The organism is Spirillospora sp. CA-128828 (assembly GCF_050945415.1).
Classification (GTDB): domain Bacteria; phylum Actinomycetota; class Actinomycetes; order Streptosporangiales; family Streptosporangiaceae; genus Spirillospora.
This window is the reverse complement of record NZ_CP191986.1, coordinates 2,822,455-2,838,940: the sequence shown is the minus strand read 5'-3', so window position 1 is coordinate 2,838,940 and position 16,486 is coordinate 2,822,455. Positions and strand designations below refer to the sequence as shown.

16 protein-coding genes are annotated in these 16,486 nt (G+C 72.7%); 5 read left to right on the top strand and 11 right to left on the bottom strand.

Annotation, left to right across the window (positions count from 1 at the left end; genetic code table 11):
• Positions 1-8: 8 nt before the first annotated feature.
• The 7 genes from ACQPXG_RS14195 to rimP all read right to left on the bottom strand — a co-directional run bounded on the left by ACQPXG_RS14195 (position 9) and on the right by rimP (position 7,445).
• Positions 9-1,043: a DHH family phosphoesterase gene (locus ACQPXG_RS14195; protein WP_433468132.1), complete on the bottom strand. Its 1,035-nt coding sequence runs from the start codon at positions 1,041-1,043 to the stop codon at positions 9-11.
• The gene (gene rbfA / locus ACQPXG_RS14190) at positions 1,040-1,573 is read right to left on the bottom strand and encodes a 30S ribosome-binding factor RbfA (protein ID WP_433468131.1); all 534 of its coding nucleotides are present in this window, start codon (positions 1,571-1,573) and stop codon (positions 1,040-1,042) included. The genes ACQPXG_RS14195 and rbfA overlap by 4 nt, the downstream gene beginning before the upstream one ends.
• Before the next feature lie 89 nt (positions 1,574-1,662).
• The gene (locus ACQPXG_RS14185; protein WP_433468130.1) at positions 1,663-1,971 is read right to left on the bottom strand and encodes a DUF503 domain-containing protein; all 309 of its coding nucleotides are present in this window, start codon (positions 1,969-1,971) and stop codon (positions 1,663-1,665) included.
• Between the two features lie 210 nt (positions 1,972-2,181).
• Positions 2,182-5,220 carry a translation initiation factor IF-2 gene (infB, locus tag ACQPXG_RS14180; protein ID WP_433468129.1) on the bottom strand — a complete coding sequence of 1,013 codons (3,039 nt, stop codon included), beginning with the start codon at positions 5,218-5,220 and terminating at the stop codon, positions 2,182-2,184.
• Positions 5,221-5,328: 108 nt separating this feature from the next.
• Entirely contained in the window at positions 5,329-5,601 is a 273-nt protein-coding gene (locus ACQPXG_RS14175; protein WP_433468128.1) for a YlxR family protein, read from the bottom strand.
• A gap of 34 nt (positions 5,602-5,635) precedes the next feature.
• On the bottom strand, positions 5,636-6,685 hold the full coding sequence (gene nusA / locus ACQPXG_RS14170) for a transcription termination factor NusA (RefSeq protein ID WP_433469964.1): 1,050 nt from the start codon (positions 6,683-6,685) through the stop codon (positions 5,636-5,638).
• A 25-nt stretch (positions 6,686-6,710) separates the two neighbouring features.
• Positions 6,711-7,445, bottom strand: coding sequence for a ribosome maturation factor RimP (gene rimP, locus ACQPXG_RS14165; protein ID WP_433468127.1), 735 nt, complete (start codon positions 7,443-7,445; stop codon positions 6,711-6,713).
• A 212-nt stretch (positions 7,446-7,657) separates the two neighbouring features.
• Here rimP and ACQPXG_RS14160 point away from each other — a divergent pair, with 212 nt between their 5' ends.
• Both ACQPXG_RS14160 and ACQPXG_RS14155 read left to right on the top strand, forming a co-directional pair.
• Positions 7,658-8,665, top strand: a complete 1,008-nt coding sequence (locus tag ACQPXG_RS14160) for a ferritin-like domain-containing protein (RefSeq protein WP_433468126.1) — start codon at positions 7,658-7,660, stop codon at positions 8,663-8,665.
• Between the two features lie 86 nt (positions 8,666-8,751).
• The gene (locus ACQPXG_RS14155; protein ID WP_433468125.1) at positions 8,752-9,816 is read left to right on the top strand and encodes a TRM11 family SAM-dependent methyltransferase; all 1,065 of its coding nucleotides are present in this window, start codon (positions 8,752-8,754) and stop codon (positions 9,814-9,816) included.
• Positions 9,817-9,822: 6 nt separating this feature from the next.
• Here ACQPXG_RS14155 and ACQPXG_RS14150 read toward each other — a convergent pair whose 3' ends face one another.
• Positions 9,823-10,524, bottom strand: coding sequence for an HAD family hydrolase (locus ACQPXG_RS14150; protein ID WP_433468124.1), 702 nt, complete (start codon positions 10,522-10,524; stop codon positions 9,823-9,825).
• 171 nt (positions 10,525-10,695) lie between these two features.
• Here ACQPXG_RS14150 and ACQPXG_RS14145 point away from each other — a divergent pair, with 171 nt between their 5' ends.
• From ACQPXG_RS14145 to ACQPXG_RS14135, 3 genes are all read left to right on the top strand, one after another.
• Positions 10,696-10,968, top strand: coding sequence for a hypothetical protein (locus ACQPXG_RS14145; protein WP_433468123.1), 273 nt, complete (start codon positions 10,696-10,698; stop codon positions 10,966-10,968).
• A 172-nt stretch (positions 10,969-11,140) separates the two neighbouring features.
• On the top strand, positions 11,141-12,340 hold the full coding sequence (locus ACQPXG_RS14140; RefSeq protein WP_433468122.1) for a lysylphosphatidylglycerol synthase transmembrane domain-containing protein: 1,200 nt from the start codon (positions 11,141-11,143) through the stop codon (positions 12,338-12,340).
• Positions 12,341-12,481: 141 nt separating this feature from the next.
• A complete protein-coding gene (locus ACQPXG_RS14135; protein ID WP_433468121.1) occupies positions 12,482-13,000 on the top strand; it encodes a flavin reductase family protein in 519 nt (172 codons plus the stop codon).
• Positions 13,001-13,022: 22 nt separating this feature from the next.
• Here the strand turns inward: ACQPXG_RS14135 and ACQPXG_RS14130 are convergent, their stop codons facing one another.
• The 3 genes from ACQPXG_RS14130 to ACQPXG_RS14120 form a co-directional block, all read right to left on the bottom strand.
• A complete protein-coding gene (locus ACQPXG_RS14130) occupies positions 13,023-14,243 on the bottom strand; it encodes an ROK family transcriptional regulator (RefSeq protein ID WP_433469963.1) in 1,221 nt (406 codons plus the stop codon).
• Entirely contained in the window at positions 14,243-15,001 is a 759-nt protein-coding gene (locus ACQPXG_RS14125; protein ID WP_433468120.1) for an ATP-binding cassette domain-containing protein, read from the bottom strand. Before ACQPXG_RS14125 ends, ACQPXG_RS14130 begins: the two co-directional genes overlap by 1 nt.
• Positions 15,002-15,199: 198 nt before the next feature.
• Entirely contained in the window at positions 15,200-16,483 is a 1,284-nt protein-coding gene (locus tag ACQPXG_RS14120; RefSeq protein ID WP_433468119.1) for a sugar ABC transporter permease, read from the bottom strand.
• Between the last annotated feature and the right edge of the window lie 3 nt (positions 16,484-16,486).

Sequence of the window (16,486 nt, the reverse complement as noted above, 5' to 3'; positions counted from 1 at the left end):
CTCCGCTTTCAGTCGTCGGGTTCGCCGGGGACGCGCAGCGCGGCGCGCAGCCGGTCGATGATCCAGGCGGGCTCCCCGCCCATGGTGAACGCGGCGGCGGTGCGGTGCCCGCCCCCGCCGAGCTCGACGCAGGCGCGACCGACGTCGACCGAGCCCTTGGAGCGGGTGGACACGTACCACTCGCCCCGGTCGTTCTCCTTGCACACGACCGCGACCTCAGCCTCGTCGGCACGCCTGAGCTGGTCGATGACCCCTTCGAGCTGGTCGTAGGTGACGTCCCGGGCGTCCCGGTCGGCACGCGCGATCGTCGTCCAGACCAGGCCCCGGCCGCCGGCGGCGTCGCGCTCCAGCCGGGCCCGCGCGAGCGCCCCGGCGAGAACCTGCAGGTAGCCGAAGGGTGCGCGGTCCCACAGCTCGCGGCTGACCGCCTCCGGCCGGACGCCGGCGGTCAGCAGCCGTCCAGCCAGGTCATGCACCTCCGGGGTCGTGCAGGGGTACCGGAACGAGCCGGTGTCGCTGGCGAGCCCGGCGTACAGGCCCTGGGCGATGTCGCGGTCCAACGGGACGCCGAGCCTGCGGATCAGCTCCTCGACGAGCACCGCCGTGGCCGCGGCGTCCGGATCCACCAGCCGCACCCCGCCGAACTCGGTGTTGGACGCGTGGTGGTCGATGACGATCAGGGCGCCGGCCCGGTCGGCAGGATCCGCGAGCGAGCCGAGCCGGGCCCGGCCGGCCGCGTCCAGCGAGATCATCAGGTCCGGGGCGGCCGGCACCCGGGCCGGCTCGACCAGCATCTCCTGGCCGGGCAGGAAGCGCAGGCTCGCCGGAACCCGGAACGGCTCCCCGAAGGACGCGAGGCAACGCTTGCCCAGTGCGCGCAGCGCCTGCGCGAGCGCCAGCATCGAGCCCAGCGCGTCACCGTCGGGCGCGACATGGCAGGCGAGGCAGACCTCGCCGGCCCCGTGGATCAGCTCGACCGCCCGGTCCCATTCGAGATCGGCGGACACCGCGACGGGGGCGGCGGTCTCGGCCGGGCCGCTCACGATGACGGGCGTCCGGAACGGCCGTCCTCACCGTCCCCCGCGGCGTCATGCCCGTCGAAGTCGGGGTCGTCCTCGTCCTCGTCGTCCTCGTCGAGGTCCGCGTCATCGTCGGAATCGGGCTCGCGATAGGGGTTCGCGTCGCCCGCGTGAGCCGCGCCCTGGGCGGCCCGCGCCACTTCGGCGTCCTTCGCGCGGGCCTTGGCCAGCAGGTCGTCGATGTGCGCCGCGTTCTCCATCAGGGAGTCCATGACGAAGGTGATGCTGGGCGTGTGGCGGACGCCCGTCTTCCTGCCCACCTCCGACCTGATGACGCCCTTGGCGCTCTCCAGCGCGGCGGCGGTCTCGGCGCGCTCGCCGTCCGACCCGTACACCGTGTAGTACACGGTGGCATCGCGCAGGTCGTTGGTGATGCGGGTGTCCGTCACGGTCACGAAACCGAGCCGCGGATCCTTGATCCGCCTCTCCAGCATCTCGGCCACGATCTGCTGGATGCGGTCGGCGAGCTTGCGCGCCCGAGCTGCGTCCACCATGATCGCACTCCCTTTCTGTGGTCCGGGCGAGGAGTTCGCCCCCGCCCATTCATTGTGGGGCGAGGCCCCACGCCCGCGCTCCGCTGCCGTCAATCCTCGTCGTGGAACAGCCGCTGCCGGGCGGACAGCAGCTCGATCTCCGGCCGCCCGGCCACCAGCCGTTCGCACTGGTCGAGCACCTGGGTGCAGTTGGCCGCGGTGCCCGAGACCACCGCCACCCCGATCTCCGCCCTGCGGTGCAGGTCGTTGCCACCGGTCTCGGCGACGGCCACCGCCGGGAAGTGCTTGTGCACCTCGGCGATGATGGGCCGCAGGACGGACCGCTTCTGCTTCAGCGAGCGGACGTCCCCCAGCAGCAGGTCGAGCGTCAGCGCACCCACGTACACCTGGTCGATCACCTCGGGATCTTTCGGAAGATGGAACGACGGTGGTCATCCGCCGTGTTCCCGGACCGTCCCCGGCGGACGGGCACGGTCCGGACATGACGGACGCCAGGCTAGAAGATCCGCCTGGCGCCGTGTCACCCGATTAAACGATCACATCGCCGGTCGAGTCCGGACGATCGCCCGCGCGGCTCCTCGCGGAACCGCGCGGGCGTCCGGCCTGCCTCAGTCGCGGGGCTTCTCCCGCATCTCGAAGCACTCGATGACGTCGCCCAGCTTGATGTCGTTGTAACCCACGCCGATACCGCACTCGAAGCCCTCGCGGACCTCGGTCGCGTCGTCCTTGAAGCGGCGCAGCGACGACACCGTGAGGTTGTCGGCGACCACGACGCCGTCGCGGACGAGGCGGGCCTTGGCGTTGCGCTGGATGATCCCCGAGGTGACCATCGAGCCGCCGATGTTCCCGATCCGCGGCACCTTGAAGATCTCCCGGATCTCGGCGGTGCCGAGCTGGGCCTCCTCGAACTCCGGCTTGAGCATGCCCTTGAGGGCCGCCTCGATCTCCTCGATCGCCTGGTAGATGATCGAGTAGTACCGGATGTCGACGCCCTCGCGGTCGGCCAGCTCCTGCGCGTTGCGCTCCGGCCGCACGTTGAAGCCGAGGATGACCGCGCCCTCCTCGGACGCCAGCGACAGGTTGACGTCGTCCTGCGTGATCGCGCCGACACCGCGGCGGATGATCCGCAGGCTGACCTCGTCGCCCACGTCGATCTTGAGGAGCGAGTCCTCCAGCGCCTCGACGGAACCGGACACGTCGCCCTTGAGGATGAGCAGCAGTTCCTGCCGCTTGCCCTCCTGGAAGTCCTTGAACAGTTCCTCGAGGGAGCTGCTCTTGCGACTCTTGAGCAGTTCGGCGTTGCGCTTGCGCGCGACCCGCTTGTCGGCGATCTGCCGGGCGATCCGGTCGTCCTCGACGACCAGGAAGTTGTCGCCCGCGCCGGGCACGGCCGCGAGGCCGAGCACCATCACCGGACGGGACGGGCCCGCCTCCTCGACGCTGTTGCCGTTCTCGTCGAGCATCGCCCGGACGCGGCCGTTGGCCACGCCGCAGACGATCGAGTCGCCGACCCGCAGCGTGCCTCGCTGCACCAGCACGGTCGCCACGGCGCCCCGGCCCTTGTCCAGGTGGGCCTCGATGGCCGAGCCCTGGGCGGGCATGTCGGGGTTGGCCTTCAGGTCGAGCTCGGCGTCGGCGGTCAGGACGATCGCCTCCAGCAGGCCGTCGATGTTGACGCCCTGCTTGGCCGACACGTCGACGAACTGCGTCGAGCCACCGAACTCCTCGGCGACCAGGCCGTACTCGGTGAGCTGCGCCCGGACCCGGTTCGGGTCCGCGCCCTCGACATCGATCTTGTTGACCGCCACGACGATCGGGACCCCGGCCGCGGTGGCGTGGTCGATCGCCTCGGTGGTCTGCGGCTTGACGCCGTCGTCCGCCGCGACCACCAGCACCACCAGGTCGGTGGTGTCGGCACCGCGGGCACGCATGGCGGTGAACGCCTCGTGGCCCGGGGTGTCGATGAAGGTGATCTTACGGTCCTCGCCGTCGACCTCGGTCTCGACCTGGTAGGCGCCGATGTGCTGGGTGATGCCGCCGGCCTCGCCCGCCTGCACGTTGGCGTTCCGGACGGCGTCCAGCAGCCTGGTCTTACCGTGGTCGACGTGGCCCATGACGGTGACCACCGGCGGACGGGACTGGAGGTTCTCCTCGCCGCCCTCGTCCTCGCCGTACTCGATGTCGAACGACTCGAGCAGCGCGCGGTCCTCGTCCTCGGGGCTGACGACCTGGACGTCGAAGTCCAGCTCCAGCCCGAGCGCCATGAGGTCGTCGGGATCGACGGACTGGGTCGCGGTGACCATCTTGCCGAGATGCATCATGATCGCGACGAGCGACGCCGGGTTGGCGCCGATCTTCTCGGCGAAGTCGGTCAGGGTCGCGCCCTGCGGCAGCCGGATGGTCTTGCCGTTGCCGCGCGGAGCCGAGATGCCACCGGCGGCGGGCGCCTGCATGTTCTCGAACTCTTGACGGCGTGCCCGCTTCGACTTGCGTCCACGCGCGGGGCGTCCGCCTGGGCGTCCGAAGGCGCCCTGCGTACCGCCGCGACCGCGGCCACCGCCACCGGGACGGGGGCCGAAGCCACCGCCACCGCCCGGACGGCCGCCGGCACCTGCGCGGGGGCCGCCGAAGCCGCCACCGCCGCCACCGGGACGGCCGCCGCCACCGGGCCCGCGGCCACCGCCGCCGGGCCCGCGGCCACCGCCGCCGGGCCCGCGGCCGCCACCGCCGCCGCCACCAGGACCACCGCGCCCGGGGGCGCCGGAGGGCCGCGAGGACGGCATGTTCATCGGGCTCGGACGCGGGCCGCCCGGCCGGGGCGGCATGCCGCCCGGGTTCGGACGCGGGCCGCCGGCGCCGGGAGCGCCGCCAGGACGCGGGCCGGGACGCGGACCGCCCGCGGCACCGCCGCCGCCACCGGGACGGTCACCGCCCGGACGGGGACCGGGACGCGGCCCCGACTTGGGCGACTGCCCCATGCCGGTGTTGGTCGAGCTGAACGGGTTGTTGCCCGGACGCGGCCCACCGGGACCGCGGCCGCCGCCGCCCTGGCGCGGGCCGGGGCGGGGCCCCGGCTTGGGCGCGCGGGGACCCGGCTTCGGGCCGCCCGGCGCGCGGTTGCCCGCGCCGGGACCGGCCGCGGGCGGAGCGCTCGGGGCCTGCGCCGCGGGCGCGTCCACCGGCGTGCTCGGCACCGGCGGGACGGGCGGACGCGGACCCGGCTGCGGACCCGGCTGCGGACCCGGCTGCGGACCGGGCTGCGAGCCCGGCTTGGACGCGCCGCCGCCCTGGCCACCGGGACCGGCCGGGCCGGCGGGACCACCGGGAGCCGGCCTGGGCGCGGACGTGCGCGGACCGGGGCGCGGCCCCGGACGGGCACCCTGAGAATCGGAACCGCCGCCGGACGGACCCGGACGCGGCGGCGCGGACGGGCGCGGCGCCGGCTTCTTCGGCGCGGCCCGCCTGTCCCCCTGCTTGGGGGCGGAAGAAGAATTTGAGAAGGCTTCTTTCAGCCTGCGTTCGACCGGCGCCTCGATCGTGGAGGACGCCGACCGCACGAACTCGCCCATTTCCTTGAGCTTGGCCATGACGACCTTGCTCTCTACACCGAACTCTTTGGCGAGCTCGTAAACCCGGACCTTCGCCACTGCACTCCCTACTCGGTCCGGGGGTGCGGCCTCCGGACCGTCGCTAACTTGCCGTACTCATCGCGGCGTGCTCATCGAGCGCTCATAGCAATCTCGACCTGCTTCCGACTAGACGTCGCTTACCATTCGGCCATCCTGCTGCCGCCCGGCGAGGGCCGCAAGCCGCTCCCGCAGCGGACCACCGTCGAGCGGCCCCGGCAGGCGGAACGCCCGCGGGAACGCCCGACGCCGCTCTGCGAGTGCGAGACACTCCAGGTCAGGGTGCAGATGCGCACCCCGTCCCGGCAGCCGCCCACGAGGGTCGGGGACGATGACGCCCTCGACCACGACCAGGCGCAGCAAGTCAGACTTGGCCGTGCGAACCCGGCAGCCCACGCACATACGAACAGGGGCCGCCCGGCCACGTTCCATGAGTCTACCGCGCCGAGGCGTCGGCGGGGCCTGTCGCATGCTCTCCTGACGCAGAAGATCCGGATTCGCCGGGCTCGGTGGCCTTCGGCGGTGTCTGCCCGGGCTCGGTGTCGGACCGGATGTCGATCCGCCAGCCGGTGAGCCTGGCGGCCAGCCGCGCGTTCTGCCCCTCCTTGCCGATGGCGAGGGACAGCTGGTAGTCGGGCACGACCACCCGGGCGACCCGGCCGTCGGCGTCGACCACCTCGACACTCGAAACGCGCGCCGGCGACAGCGCATTCCCCACGAACTCGGCGGCGTCGTCCGACCAGTCGACGATGTCGATCTTCTCGCCGTGCAGCTCGGCCATCACGTTGCGGACCCGGCTGCCGAGCGGGCCGATGCAGGCCCCCTTGGCGTTCACCCCCGCCTTGCGCGAGCGGACGGCGATCTTGGTGCGGTGGCCGGCCTCGCGCGCGATCGCCGCGATCTCCACGGTGCCGTCGGCGATCTCCGGGACCTCCAGCGCGAACAGCTTGCGGACGAGGTTCGGATGCGTCCGCGACAGCTGCACCGACGGGCCGCGGTGGCCCTTGCGGACCTGCACCACGTAGGCGCGCAGCCGCTCGCCGTGCTCGTAGCGCTCGCCGGGCACCTGCTCCTGCGGCGGCAGGACGGCCTCGATCTTGCCGAGGTCGACCAGCACGTTCCGCGGGTCCTTGCCCTGCTGGATGATGCCGCTGACGATGTCGCCCTCGCGCCCGGCGTACTCGCCGAACGTCAACTCGTCCTCGGCGTCCCGGAGCCGCTGCAGGATCACCTGCTTGGCGGTGGTCGCGGCGATCCGGCCGAACCCGGTCGGGGTGTCGTCGTACTCGCCGACGGCGTTGCCCTCGTCGTCGGTCTCGGTCGCCCACACGGTCACGTGCCCGCTCTGCCGGTCCAGTTCGACGCGCGCCTTCGGCGCCGCGCCCTCGGTCCGGTGGTAGGCGATCAAAAGGGCGTCTTCGATGGCCTTGACGGCCACGTCGAGCGAGATGTCCTTCTCGCTCTCCAGGGTCCGCAGGGCGGTCATGTCGATGTCCACGAGGTTCCCCCCTCTAGTCCGGCTCAGCCGGAGAACGCGTTTCCCCGGCCGTGTGCGACGGGGACGTGTCGCTCTGCGGGGGCGTCCCCGCAGACCCCTCGGAAGGGGGTGCGAACTCCACCTGCACACGGCCGCGCCCCAGCTCGCCGAGGCCGAACCGGCGCCGCACGACTTCCGGTCCGGCGGTCTTCCCCTTCCGGGGGGACGCTCCCCCGGACCCCCCGGAGGGGGTCGCGGGCCCAGCGGACTTGCCGCCGCCTCCGGCTCCCTTGGGCCGGCGCTTCTGGACGACGTCGATCTCGACGGCCTCGTCGTCGGCCGCCACCACGCGGCCCTCGATCTGGCCTCCCTCCGCCAACGGGGCGACGACCAGCCGGCCGACGGCACGGCGCCAGTGCCGCGGCTCGGTGAGGGGGCGGTCGACGCCGGGCGAGGTCACCTCCAGCACGTAGGCCGAGGTCCCCATCAGATCGGACCCGTCGAGCAGTTCGGAGGCCGCCTCGCTCAGCCGGGCGATGTCGTCGAGGCCGACCCCGTCGTCCCCGTCCACGACGATCCGGACGAGCCTGCGGCGGCCGGCCGGCCGCACGTCGACCTCTTCCAGGTCGAAGCCCGCCCCGGTCACCGCGGGCGCGAGCAGCCGGGTCAGCTCCGCGGCGGCGGCCTCCCGCGACGGGCGTGCCGGGGTTTCCCGCCCCTGCTGTCCGCGCCTCCCTTGAGCGCGGCCGCCACGGGACTCGACGCTCATGGGCCCTCCTCCTGTTGTGCAGCCTGCGTGAGCGGGGTCACCGCTCGTCCGTTGACACCTCAAGACTATCGACAGCCGGAGACCGCAGCGGTCTTTCGGACGGCTCACCGGCGCGGCGGATATGGAATGCTTGAGCAGGCCCGATGGACGCGGACGGAGACCGGCACCGCGGCGGGCCGCTACCATCTCCGCCAGCGGGTGAGGAGACTCCTTTGCCAGAGGCCGTTCCGCTCTCGCCGAAGGCGGTGTCACCCTCACCGAGGGCGATGTCGCGCCGCGCGATGCTGGGCCGGGCGGCGGCGCTGGGCGGCGGCGTGCTGCCGGCCCTCCCCTGGCTCGCGGCCTGCGCGGCGGAGGCCGCCCCGCGCAAGGACGTGCCCGTGCTCGTCGGCGCGATCGCGTCCGAGCAGAACCTGATCGCCACCTACGAGTCGGTGCGGTCCGCGAACGCCTCGCTGGCCGGACGCCTGGACCCCGTCCTCGCGCATCACCGCAGCCATCTGGCCGTCCTGAAGCGCCACTACGTCCCCGGGTCGGGTGACCGGGCGGACGAGGGCGGGGCCGTCCCGTCTCCGAGCGCGGTACCAGTCCCCGCCGGCGGCGGGAGCCTCTCGGTGCTGCGCGATCTGGAGGACCGCGCGGCCAAGGCGCGGACGGCCGACGTCGCCAAGGCCGGACCGGCGCTTGCCCAGCTGTTCGCCAGCATCGGCGCCTGCGAGGCGGGCCATGCCATGACGGTCACGGGCGAGGCTCCGGGCGTCCGGTCGAGGTCCGACTCCGACGCCGTGCAGAACGTGCTGGCCGCCGAGCACACGGCCGTCTACGGGTACGGGGTGCTCGGGGCCCGGCTGCGCGGGACGCTCCACCAGACCGCGAAGGAGCGGTGGAACGCCCACCGCGCCCGGCGCGACGAGCTGATCTCGATCCTGTCCGTCCGGCCGGTCGCCGCGGCGGCCGCCTACCGGCTGCCCGTCAAGGTCACCTCCGTCCGTACCGCCGCCCAGCTCGCGGCGGCGCTGGAGGACGGCCTCGTCCCCGCCTACCTCGGCCTCTCCGGCGTCTCCTCCCCCGACCTTCGGGCCTTCGCCGCCGACGGCGCGCAGCGGGCCATGGCGTGGTCCGCGCGCTGGCGCTCACGGGCGGGCGCCGCCGCGCCCGCGGAGGCGTTTCCGGGGCTGCCACCCTCGGCCCTGTCCCCGCGTCCCGAACCGGGTGAGTGATCTTCGGCTGGGCGGGAACAGGTGCGGGCCGCCGGGCACGCCCGTCCCGGCGGTCTCCGCTCTTGAGGTCCAGTAGGGTCCACCAAATGACCGCGTACGGCCTCCTCGTCTCTCCTTCGCACAACCGGGTCTATGCACAGGCCGCCGCCGACCTGGTGAAGGCGGAGCTGGCCGTGTTCAGTGAACGGGCCCTCGGCGGACGCGTCCATGACGTCCAGGAGACGACGATGGGCGGTGTGCCGTACGTGACCTTTTCCGCCGATGAGCTGACCGATCAGGACGTCCTTCTCCTGTCGAACCTGTCGTCGCTCTACGCGCTGTTCCGGATCGAGGGCGAGCTGCTGCGTCCTGTCATGCTCCAGCCTCTCGACCTGTTCGGCAGCGACCTGCTCACCATCCAGAAGTACTCGGGAAAGACGAACGAGTACTTCACGAAGCTGCTGCTGAACGTCACGGCGATGGCGACCGACTCCCCCATGGACCTCGTCACCGGCCGCCCCCGCGTGCTCGACCCGATGTGCGGGCGGGGCACGACCCTCAACCAGGCCATGATGTACGGGCTGGACGCCGCCGGGATCGACATCGACGGCAAGGACTTCGACGCCTACGCGGCCTTCATCAAGACCTGGCTGAAGAACAACCGGGTCAAGCACCAGGCCGAGATCGCCAACGTCCGGCGGGAGAAGGCCGTGATCGGGCGCCGCCTCCATGTGACGCTCGGCGCGTCCAAGGAGCGCTACAAGAGCGGCGAGACGATGGAGATCACCGTCGTGAACGCCGACTCCCTGGGCGCCGGCAGGTTCTTCCGGCCGGGCTCGTTCGACCTGATCGTGACGGACGCCCCCTACGGCGTCCAGCACGGCAGCCGGCCCAAGGGGGCGCAGCCCGGCCGCAAGGGGAAGCCGCAGCTGTCGCGCAGCCCGGTCGAACTCCTCACGTCCGCCGTCCCCGAATGGACGCGCCTGCTGCGTCCGGGCGGCGCCATCGGGATCTCCTGGAACACCTTCGTCGGCCGGCGCGACCAGCTCGCCGAGATCCTCACCTCGAACGGCCTGGAGGTCCGGGACTCCGGCGCCTACCGCGGCTTCCGGCACCGCGTCGACCAGGCCATCTCCCGCGACCTCATCGTGGCGACGAAGCCCCCGGCCTGAACGGCCTCAGGGGGAATGCCAGGTCTCCACGTGCGGGAGCAGTTCGTCCAGTCCGTGGATGAGGGCGTCCGGGGGCGTGAGACCGGGACGGTCGAACGCGTGGGTGGTCTGGTGCCGGATCTGGACGGCGCGCATGCCGGCGCCCTTGGCGCCGTGGATGTCGTCGTACGGGCGGTCACCGACGAAGACGCAGGACGCGGGGTCGGTGGCGCCGACGGCGTCCATGGCGGCCCTGAAGGCTTCGGCGTGCGGCTTCGTCCAGGGGATCTCGCTGGAGTAGACGGCGCCGTCGAGCAGGTCGAGCACGTCGTCGCGGGCGAAGACGCGCTCGTGCCACTCACGGGTCCAGATGGTGTTGGACAGGACGCCGATCTTGATGCCGCGCCCGCGGAGGGCGTCGAACAGGCCGGGGACGGCCGGGTCGGTGTGGGTGTGCGGGGTCCAGGTCTCGAAGTGGGTCGCGAGGAGCGCCTCGGTGGGCTCCACGCCCGCCATCGCGAACGCCTCCGCGAGCGTGGCGCTGCGGTGCTCCTCGGTGCCCCGCCGCCATAGTTCGTCCTCGGCCGCGACCAGCGCGGCGACGGCCTTCTCGACCGTGTCGGCGGGGAGGTGGGCGGAGCAGATGGTGCGCCAGACGTCGGCCAGTTCGAGGTCGTGCCACGGGGTCAGGGTGCCGCCCCAGTCGAAGATCACAGCTTGTACGCCCATGCACCGGATCGTAACCATCGGGACCGCCCTGGACGATCATTCATCCCCGCGGTGGCCCGCCGGTGCCGGTGTCCGCCGGGCCGCGGCTCGCCGCCGTCCGGGACCGCGAGTAGGGCGCCGGTCAGCGGGGATACCGCTCCGATGAGCGAAACCGAGCCGACGGAGGGGGTCATGAGAGAACGCAAACCCGGCGAGGATCGCGATTTCCGCGCGGACATCGACGACATGGGCGACGACGAGCAGGAGGAGCAGGTCGCCCTGACCGAGCAGTACGTCCAGGACCCGCCGGAGGACCATGTCATCGAGGAACCCGAGGAGAGCAGGAACGGCGTCGGGATCACCGACTACGAGGGCCGGACGGCCCGGCGAGGCGAGGAGGAACCGTGGCCGGATTCCGCCACCCCCGCCGAGGACGACGCGGTGAACCCCACCCGCAGGCCCTGAGCACGGGCGTGACCGGCGGGCCGCGGCAGGCGCGGCCCGCCGGCCAGTCCGCCTCCCCGTCCCGTGACGGACGTGGCGAGAGTCACTTTGCGGTTCATTTCCGCACCCCGGGGAATGTCATAGGCGGGCCGTAGGTTGCGCAATGCGGGCGAACTTGCGAGGTGACCGGGACATGTACGAGACAGTCACGGCACCGGTCCACCCCCCGGCCGACGCCGAATCCCCGTTCCCGCTCCGGGAGGAGCCTGACGAGCACGCGCCACCTCGTGCGTGGTGGCGGCGCAAGGCGGGCCTGATCGCCCAGTGGGCGCTGGTCCTCGGCGGCCTCGCCGCCCTGCCGCTCTACCGCGACGAGCTTCCCGACTTCGGCGCCACCTGGACGGCGGCGTCGCACGCCGATCCGGGCTGGCTCACGATGGTCGTGCTGGCCGTGGCGGGCTCGATGGGCGCGTTCGCCCGGCTGCAGCGCCGGCTGCTGCGCGTCGGCGGACTGCGGATGCCGCTGCGGCGCGCGTTCGCGATCACCTATGCGGGCAACGCCCTGTCCACGACGCTGCCCGCCGGCCCGGCGGTGAGCGTCGTCTACACCTTCCGGCAGTTCCGCCGCGGCGGGGCGTCGGCGCAGCTCGCCACGGCGGTGATCCTGGCGGGCGGAGTGATCACCACGACGGCCTACACGCTGATCGCCCTGCTGGCGCTGCTGGCCGACCCGCACGCCCGCGGGTTCGCGCTGCTCGGCCTCGCCGTCCCGCTGACCCTCGGGGTCCTGCTCGTGCCGGCCCTCCGGTGGCGCCCGCTGCGCGCCCTGATCACCGCGCCGCTGCGCCGCGCCTACCGCGCCGCACTCGCCCACCCCCGGATCGCCCCGTACGCCGAGCGGCTGGCCGGTGTCCGCGACGTCCTGCGCCCGACCGGCCGCGACTGGGCCGCGCTCATGGCGCTGGCCCTGCTGAACTGGGTGTTCGACATCCTGGCGCTGCTGTCGGCGGCGCACGCGGTGGGGATCGACGTCGACCCGAACGGCGTCGCCCTCGCCTACTTCGCCGCCCAGGCGGCGGGCAGCCTGCTGCCGCTGCTGCCCGGCGGCCTCGGCGCCGTCGAGGGCAGCATGGCCGCCTCCCTGGTCGCGTTCGGCGCGACGCTGTCGCCCGCCGCCGCGGCCGTCGGCCTCTACCGGCTCGTGTCCTACTGGTGCGTCGTCGCGGTCGGCTGGATCGCCTGGGCCGCCCTGCACGAGGGACCGCGCGTCCCGGCCCGCGTCAAGGCCGGGCTGGCCGGCGCCGGACGCCTGATCATGGACGGCATGTCCGCCGTCGCCTTCCCTTACGCCGCCGCCCCGCTGCACACCCCCGCCGAGGCGCCGCGCCCGTAGTCCGTGCGCCCGTGGTCCGGCCTCGGTCCGGAGACCGACGCCGGGCCGGGACCTTCGGCCGAGATCGCCTTCGCGGGGAATCAGCGCACCGGGACAGGGGCTTTAGTAGTCATCGATGTACCCGCCACGAAACGGACGCCCATGTACGGATCTCCCAACGGCCCGTCCGGAACATCGGTGACCGGCGTCGACGCGACCAGGTTCCGCTCGGTGCTGGGCAGGTTCGCGACCGGTGTGGTCGCCGTCACCGCCATCGACCCGGCTTCGGGAGGTCCCACGGGCCTGGCCGCGAACTCCTTCACGTCCGTCTCCCTCGATCCGCCCCTCGTGGCGTTCTGCGTCGCGCACACCAGCACCACGTGGCCCCTGCTGCGCTCCGCCGGCCGGCTCTGCGTCAACATCCTGGGCGAACCGCAACTGGAGATCTCCGAACGGCTGGCACGCAGGGGCGGCGACAAGTTCGCCGGCACGCGCTGGACGCGAACCCCCGGCGGCGCCCCGCTGATCGACGGGGCCCTCGCGTGGATCGAGCTCTCGGTCGAGCATGAGCACCCCGCCGGCGACCATGTGATCGTCGTCGGCCGCGTCCACGATCTCGCCGAACACCACGACGGGACTCCGCTGATCTTCTACCGGAGCGCCTACGGCACCATCGGCTGAGACGCCGGTGCGGGCGGAGGGGTCACACCGTCTCGGGGGCGCGCAGGCGGGTGAGCACCTGGACGGGGTCGTCGAGCACCTCGGCGAAGGCGAACTCGGCGGCGCCGACGAGTGTCGTGTCGTCGCCGAGGGAGGCGGTGCGGAGCTTGACCTTCTCGCGGGAGGCGGCGAGCGCGTTGGTCGCGAGGATGCTGCGGATCTGCGCGGCGGCGCCGAGGTAGATGTCGCGGAGCGTCCCGCCGAAGATGACCAGCCCGGGGTTGAAGATGTTGACGAGGTTGGCGACGCCGAGGCCGAGCCAGTGCCCGACGCGCTGCAGAGCCTCCCGCGCCTTGATGTCGCCGGCGTCGGCGGCGGCGACGACACCGCGGACCGCGTCGCGGCCGGCCTGGCCGGGGACCTCCTCGCGGCCGGCGTGGTGCAGCAGCGTCAGCTCCCCCACCTCGGCCTCCAGGCAGCCCTTCGAGCCGCAGGCGCAGGGCCTGCCCTCCGGGTTGACGACCATGTGCCCGATCTCGCCGCCGAATCCCTGGTCGCCGCCGAGCAGCCGGCCGTGCGCGATGATGCCGCCGCCGACGCCGACGTCGCCGTGCAGGTAGATGAGGTTGTCGACGCTCACGCCGGCGCCGCGCTCGTGCTCGGCGAGGGCGCCGAGGTTGGCGTCGTTGCAGACCGAGACAGGGATGCCGAGGCCGAGCCGGCGGGACAGCGCGTCGCCGAGCCGCAGGTCGCCCACGTCCAGGTTGGGACCGAACATGATCGTGTCGTCGGAGCGGCGGACGGTGCCGGGATAGCCCAGGGCCGCGCCGACGCAGACGGCGTCGCGTTCGGCCTTGCGGACGAGGGACCGGGCGCCCGCGACGAGCACGCCGAGGAGTTCCGTGGGGCCGGAGTCGCGGTCCCGGACGCCCTCGCGGCGGTCGAGGACGACGCCGCCGAGGCCGACGCGGGCGACGACGAGCCGGTCGACGCCGACCTCGAACGCCAGCACGTACACCCGGGTGGATTCGGGCCGGACGACGAGCGACGGTCGCCCGGCGCGCCGCCCGGGGCCGCGCGGCAGCTCCTCGCGGACGAGCCCGGCGGCGGTCAGGTCGGACGTCAGCGCCATGATCGTGCTGCGGTTCAGCCCGAGGGACTCGGCGAGCGTCGCCCGGGACGCCGGCCCGCGCAGGTGCACGAAGCGGAGCAGCGTCCCGAGATTATGTCGCCGGATGTCCTCTTGCGATGGGCCGGCCTTCATCATCGGTGCAGCCCCAGCTCTCCGCTGGTGCCCGAGGTGATCAGCTCGACGACCTGCCGGTGGGTGATGTCCGCGGTCCTGACCTGGGCGACCATCCGGCCGAGGTACAGCGCAGCGATGCGGTCGGACACCGCGAACACGTCGTTCATGTTGTGCGAGATCAGCACGACGGCGAGGCCCTTGTCGGCCAGCCGCCGGACGACCTCCAGGACCTGCTGGGTCTGTGAGACGCCGAGCGCGGCGGCGGGCTCGTCCAGCACGACGACCTTGCTGTCCCACAGGACGGCGCGGGCGATCGCGACGGTCTGCCGCTGGCCGCCCGACAGCGTCGAGACACGCTGCCGCACCGAGCCCATGGTGCGCACGGCGAGGCCGGACAGGGCGTTGCGGGCCATCTCCTCCATGCCGGTCTCGTCCAGCGCGAGCCCGCGGCGCTGCTCGCGGCCGAGGAAGAGGTTCTGGACGATGTCGAGGTTCTCGCAGAGGGCGAGGTCCTGGTGGACGATCTCGATGCCGAGACGGGCCGCGTCGCGCGGGCTGCCGACCCGCGCCGGTCGGCCCTCGAAGCGGTACTCGCCCGCGTCGGCCGGGTGGATGCCCCCGATGATCTTTACCAGGGTGGTCTTGCCGGCGCCGTTGTCGCCCACGAGCGCGGTGACCTCGCCGGGGTAGGCGGAGAACGCCACGTCGTGAAGCACCTTCACGGAACCGAAGCTTTTGCCGATACCACGCAGGTCAAGGGCTGGCGTAACTGACATGCCTAGAGGCTCCCACCGTGCCGCACCGCCGCCGCCCGCCGGACGGCTGGGGGCAGTGAGCGTATCAGCAGCGTTCTCCCGCGCGGAACCGCCGGACGGCCTGGCGGGGCCGTCCGGCGGGGCCTGGGAGCCGACGGTGCGGGCCATCGGCTCCCAGGCGTTTCCGGGCGCGTTCACGGGGTCACCGCGCGCACGGAGTCACCGTCCCGCGGTGGTCCGCCGGCGCCTGGCGATGGCGTCGATGCTCGCGGCGAGCAGCAGCACCACACCGGTGATGAGGAAGGTGAGGTACGCCTTGGTGCCGAGCAGCCCGAGCCCGTTCTCGATCATGGCGATGACCAGGCCGCCGAGGAGGGCGTCGCGCGCCTTGCCCCGTCCGCCGAACAGGCTCGTCCCGCCGATGACCGCGGCGCCGACCGCGTACAGCAGCGTGTTGCCGCCGCCCGCGGCGGTGTCGACCGAGTTGAGGCGGGACGCGGCGATGATGCCGCTGATCGCCGCCAGCCCGGAGCAGATCATGAAGACCGAGATCCGGATGCGGGCGACGTTGATGCCGGCCCGGCGGGCCGCCTCGGCGTTGCCGCCGACGGCGTAGATGTGCCGCCCGTAGGAGGTGCGGCCGAGCACGAACGTGCAGATGATCAGCAGGACGCCGACCACCAGCACGCCCCACGGGACGCCGCCGAGCGTGATCAGCGGACTGGGAGCGCGGTCCAGGCTGAGCACGTAGGTGCTGATCAGGAGCGCCGCGGCGACGACCGCGGACATGGCGACGACGAACGCCAGCGGCTTGGCGTGCAGGCCGAGGGAGCGCTGGCGCCGCCAGCGCAGGAGCTGGGTCGCGGCGTAGCCGCCGGCGGCGAGGACGGCGAGCGCCCAGCCGAGCCCGATCGGCATGTTCTTGTTGGCGAGCGCCACGATGAAGTCGTCGCGCACGGGCACGGTGCCGCCTTCGCCGATGAGGCGGAGGGTGATGCCTTGCAGCCCCAGGAAGAAGGCGAGCGTGACGACGAACGACGGGATTCTCAGCACCGAGACGAGCCAGCCGATCAGGGTGCCGATGACGAGGCCGACCGCCACGGCGCTGAGCACCGCGACGTACCAGGGCTGGCCCGAGTCGACGATCAGCTTGGCCATCACGGCCGCGCTGACGCCGCTGGCCACACCGGCGGACAGGTCGATTTCGCCCAGCAGCAGCACGAAGACCAGGCCCATGGCCAGGATCGTGATGGGGAGCGCCTGCGTCGCCAGGTTGGCGACGTTGCCCTTGCTGAGGAACGTTTCGGGCTTGAGCGCGGTGAACAGCGCGATGAGGGCGACCAGTCCGAGGATCGCGGGCAGGGCGCCCAGCTCACCTGCCCTGATCTTGTTCCAGTAGTCCAGGAGCGCGGACTTCAGGTCGTGCTCGCGACGGTCGTTCGCGAAGTCCGAGTCGGCGAGTTTGATGGCGGGAGTCTTGCTCTTGGGGATGTCGGTGGACACCTG

Coding starts and splice junctions, on each gene's coding strand:
- nusA (WP_433469964.1), bottom strand. CDS start 6,685: ATGACCGCCCTGCGGACCCTGGAGAGCGAGAAGGACATCTCGCTCGAC.
- ACQPXG_RS14155 (WP_433468125.1), top strand. CDS start 8,752: ATGACCGCGTACGGCCTCCTCGTCTCTCCTTCGCACAACCGGGTCTAT.
- ACQPXG_RS14140 (WP_433468122.1), top strand. CDS start 11,141: ATGTACGAGACAGTCACGGCACCGGTCCACCCCCCGGCCGACGCCGAA.
- ACQPXG_RS14175 (WP_433468128.1), bottom strand. CDS start 5,601: ATGTGCGTGGGCTGCCGGGTTCGCACGGCCAAGTCTGACTTGCTGCGC.
- ACQPXG_RS14145 (WP_433468123.1), top strand. CDS start 10,696: ATGAGAGAACGCAAACCCGGCGAGGATCGCGATTTCCGCGCGGACATC.
- rimP (WP_433468127.1), bottom strand. CDS start 7,445: ATGAGCGTCGAGTCCCGTGGCGGCCGCGCTCAAGGGAGGCGCGGACAG.
- ACQPXG_RS14150 (WP_433468124.1), bottom strand. CDS start 10,524: ATGGGCGTACAAGCTGTGATCTTCGACTGGGGCGGCACCCTGACCCCG.
- ACQPXG_RS14135 (WP_433468121.1), top strand. CDS start 12,482: ATGTACGGATCTCCCAACGGCCCGTCCGGAACATCGGTGACCGGCGTC.
- ACQPXG_RS14130 (WP_433469963.1), bottom strand. CDS start 14,243: ATGAAGGCCGGCCCATCGCAAGAGGACATCCGGCGACATAATCTCGGG.
- rbfA (WP_433468131.1), bottom strand. CDS start 1,573: ATGGTGGACGCAGCTCGGGCGCGCAAGCTCGCCGACCGCATCCAGCAG.
- ACQPXG_RS14125 (WP_433468120.1), bottom strand. CDS start 15,001: ATGTCAGTTACGCCAGCCCTTGACCTGCGTGGTATCGGCAAAAGCTTC.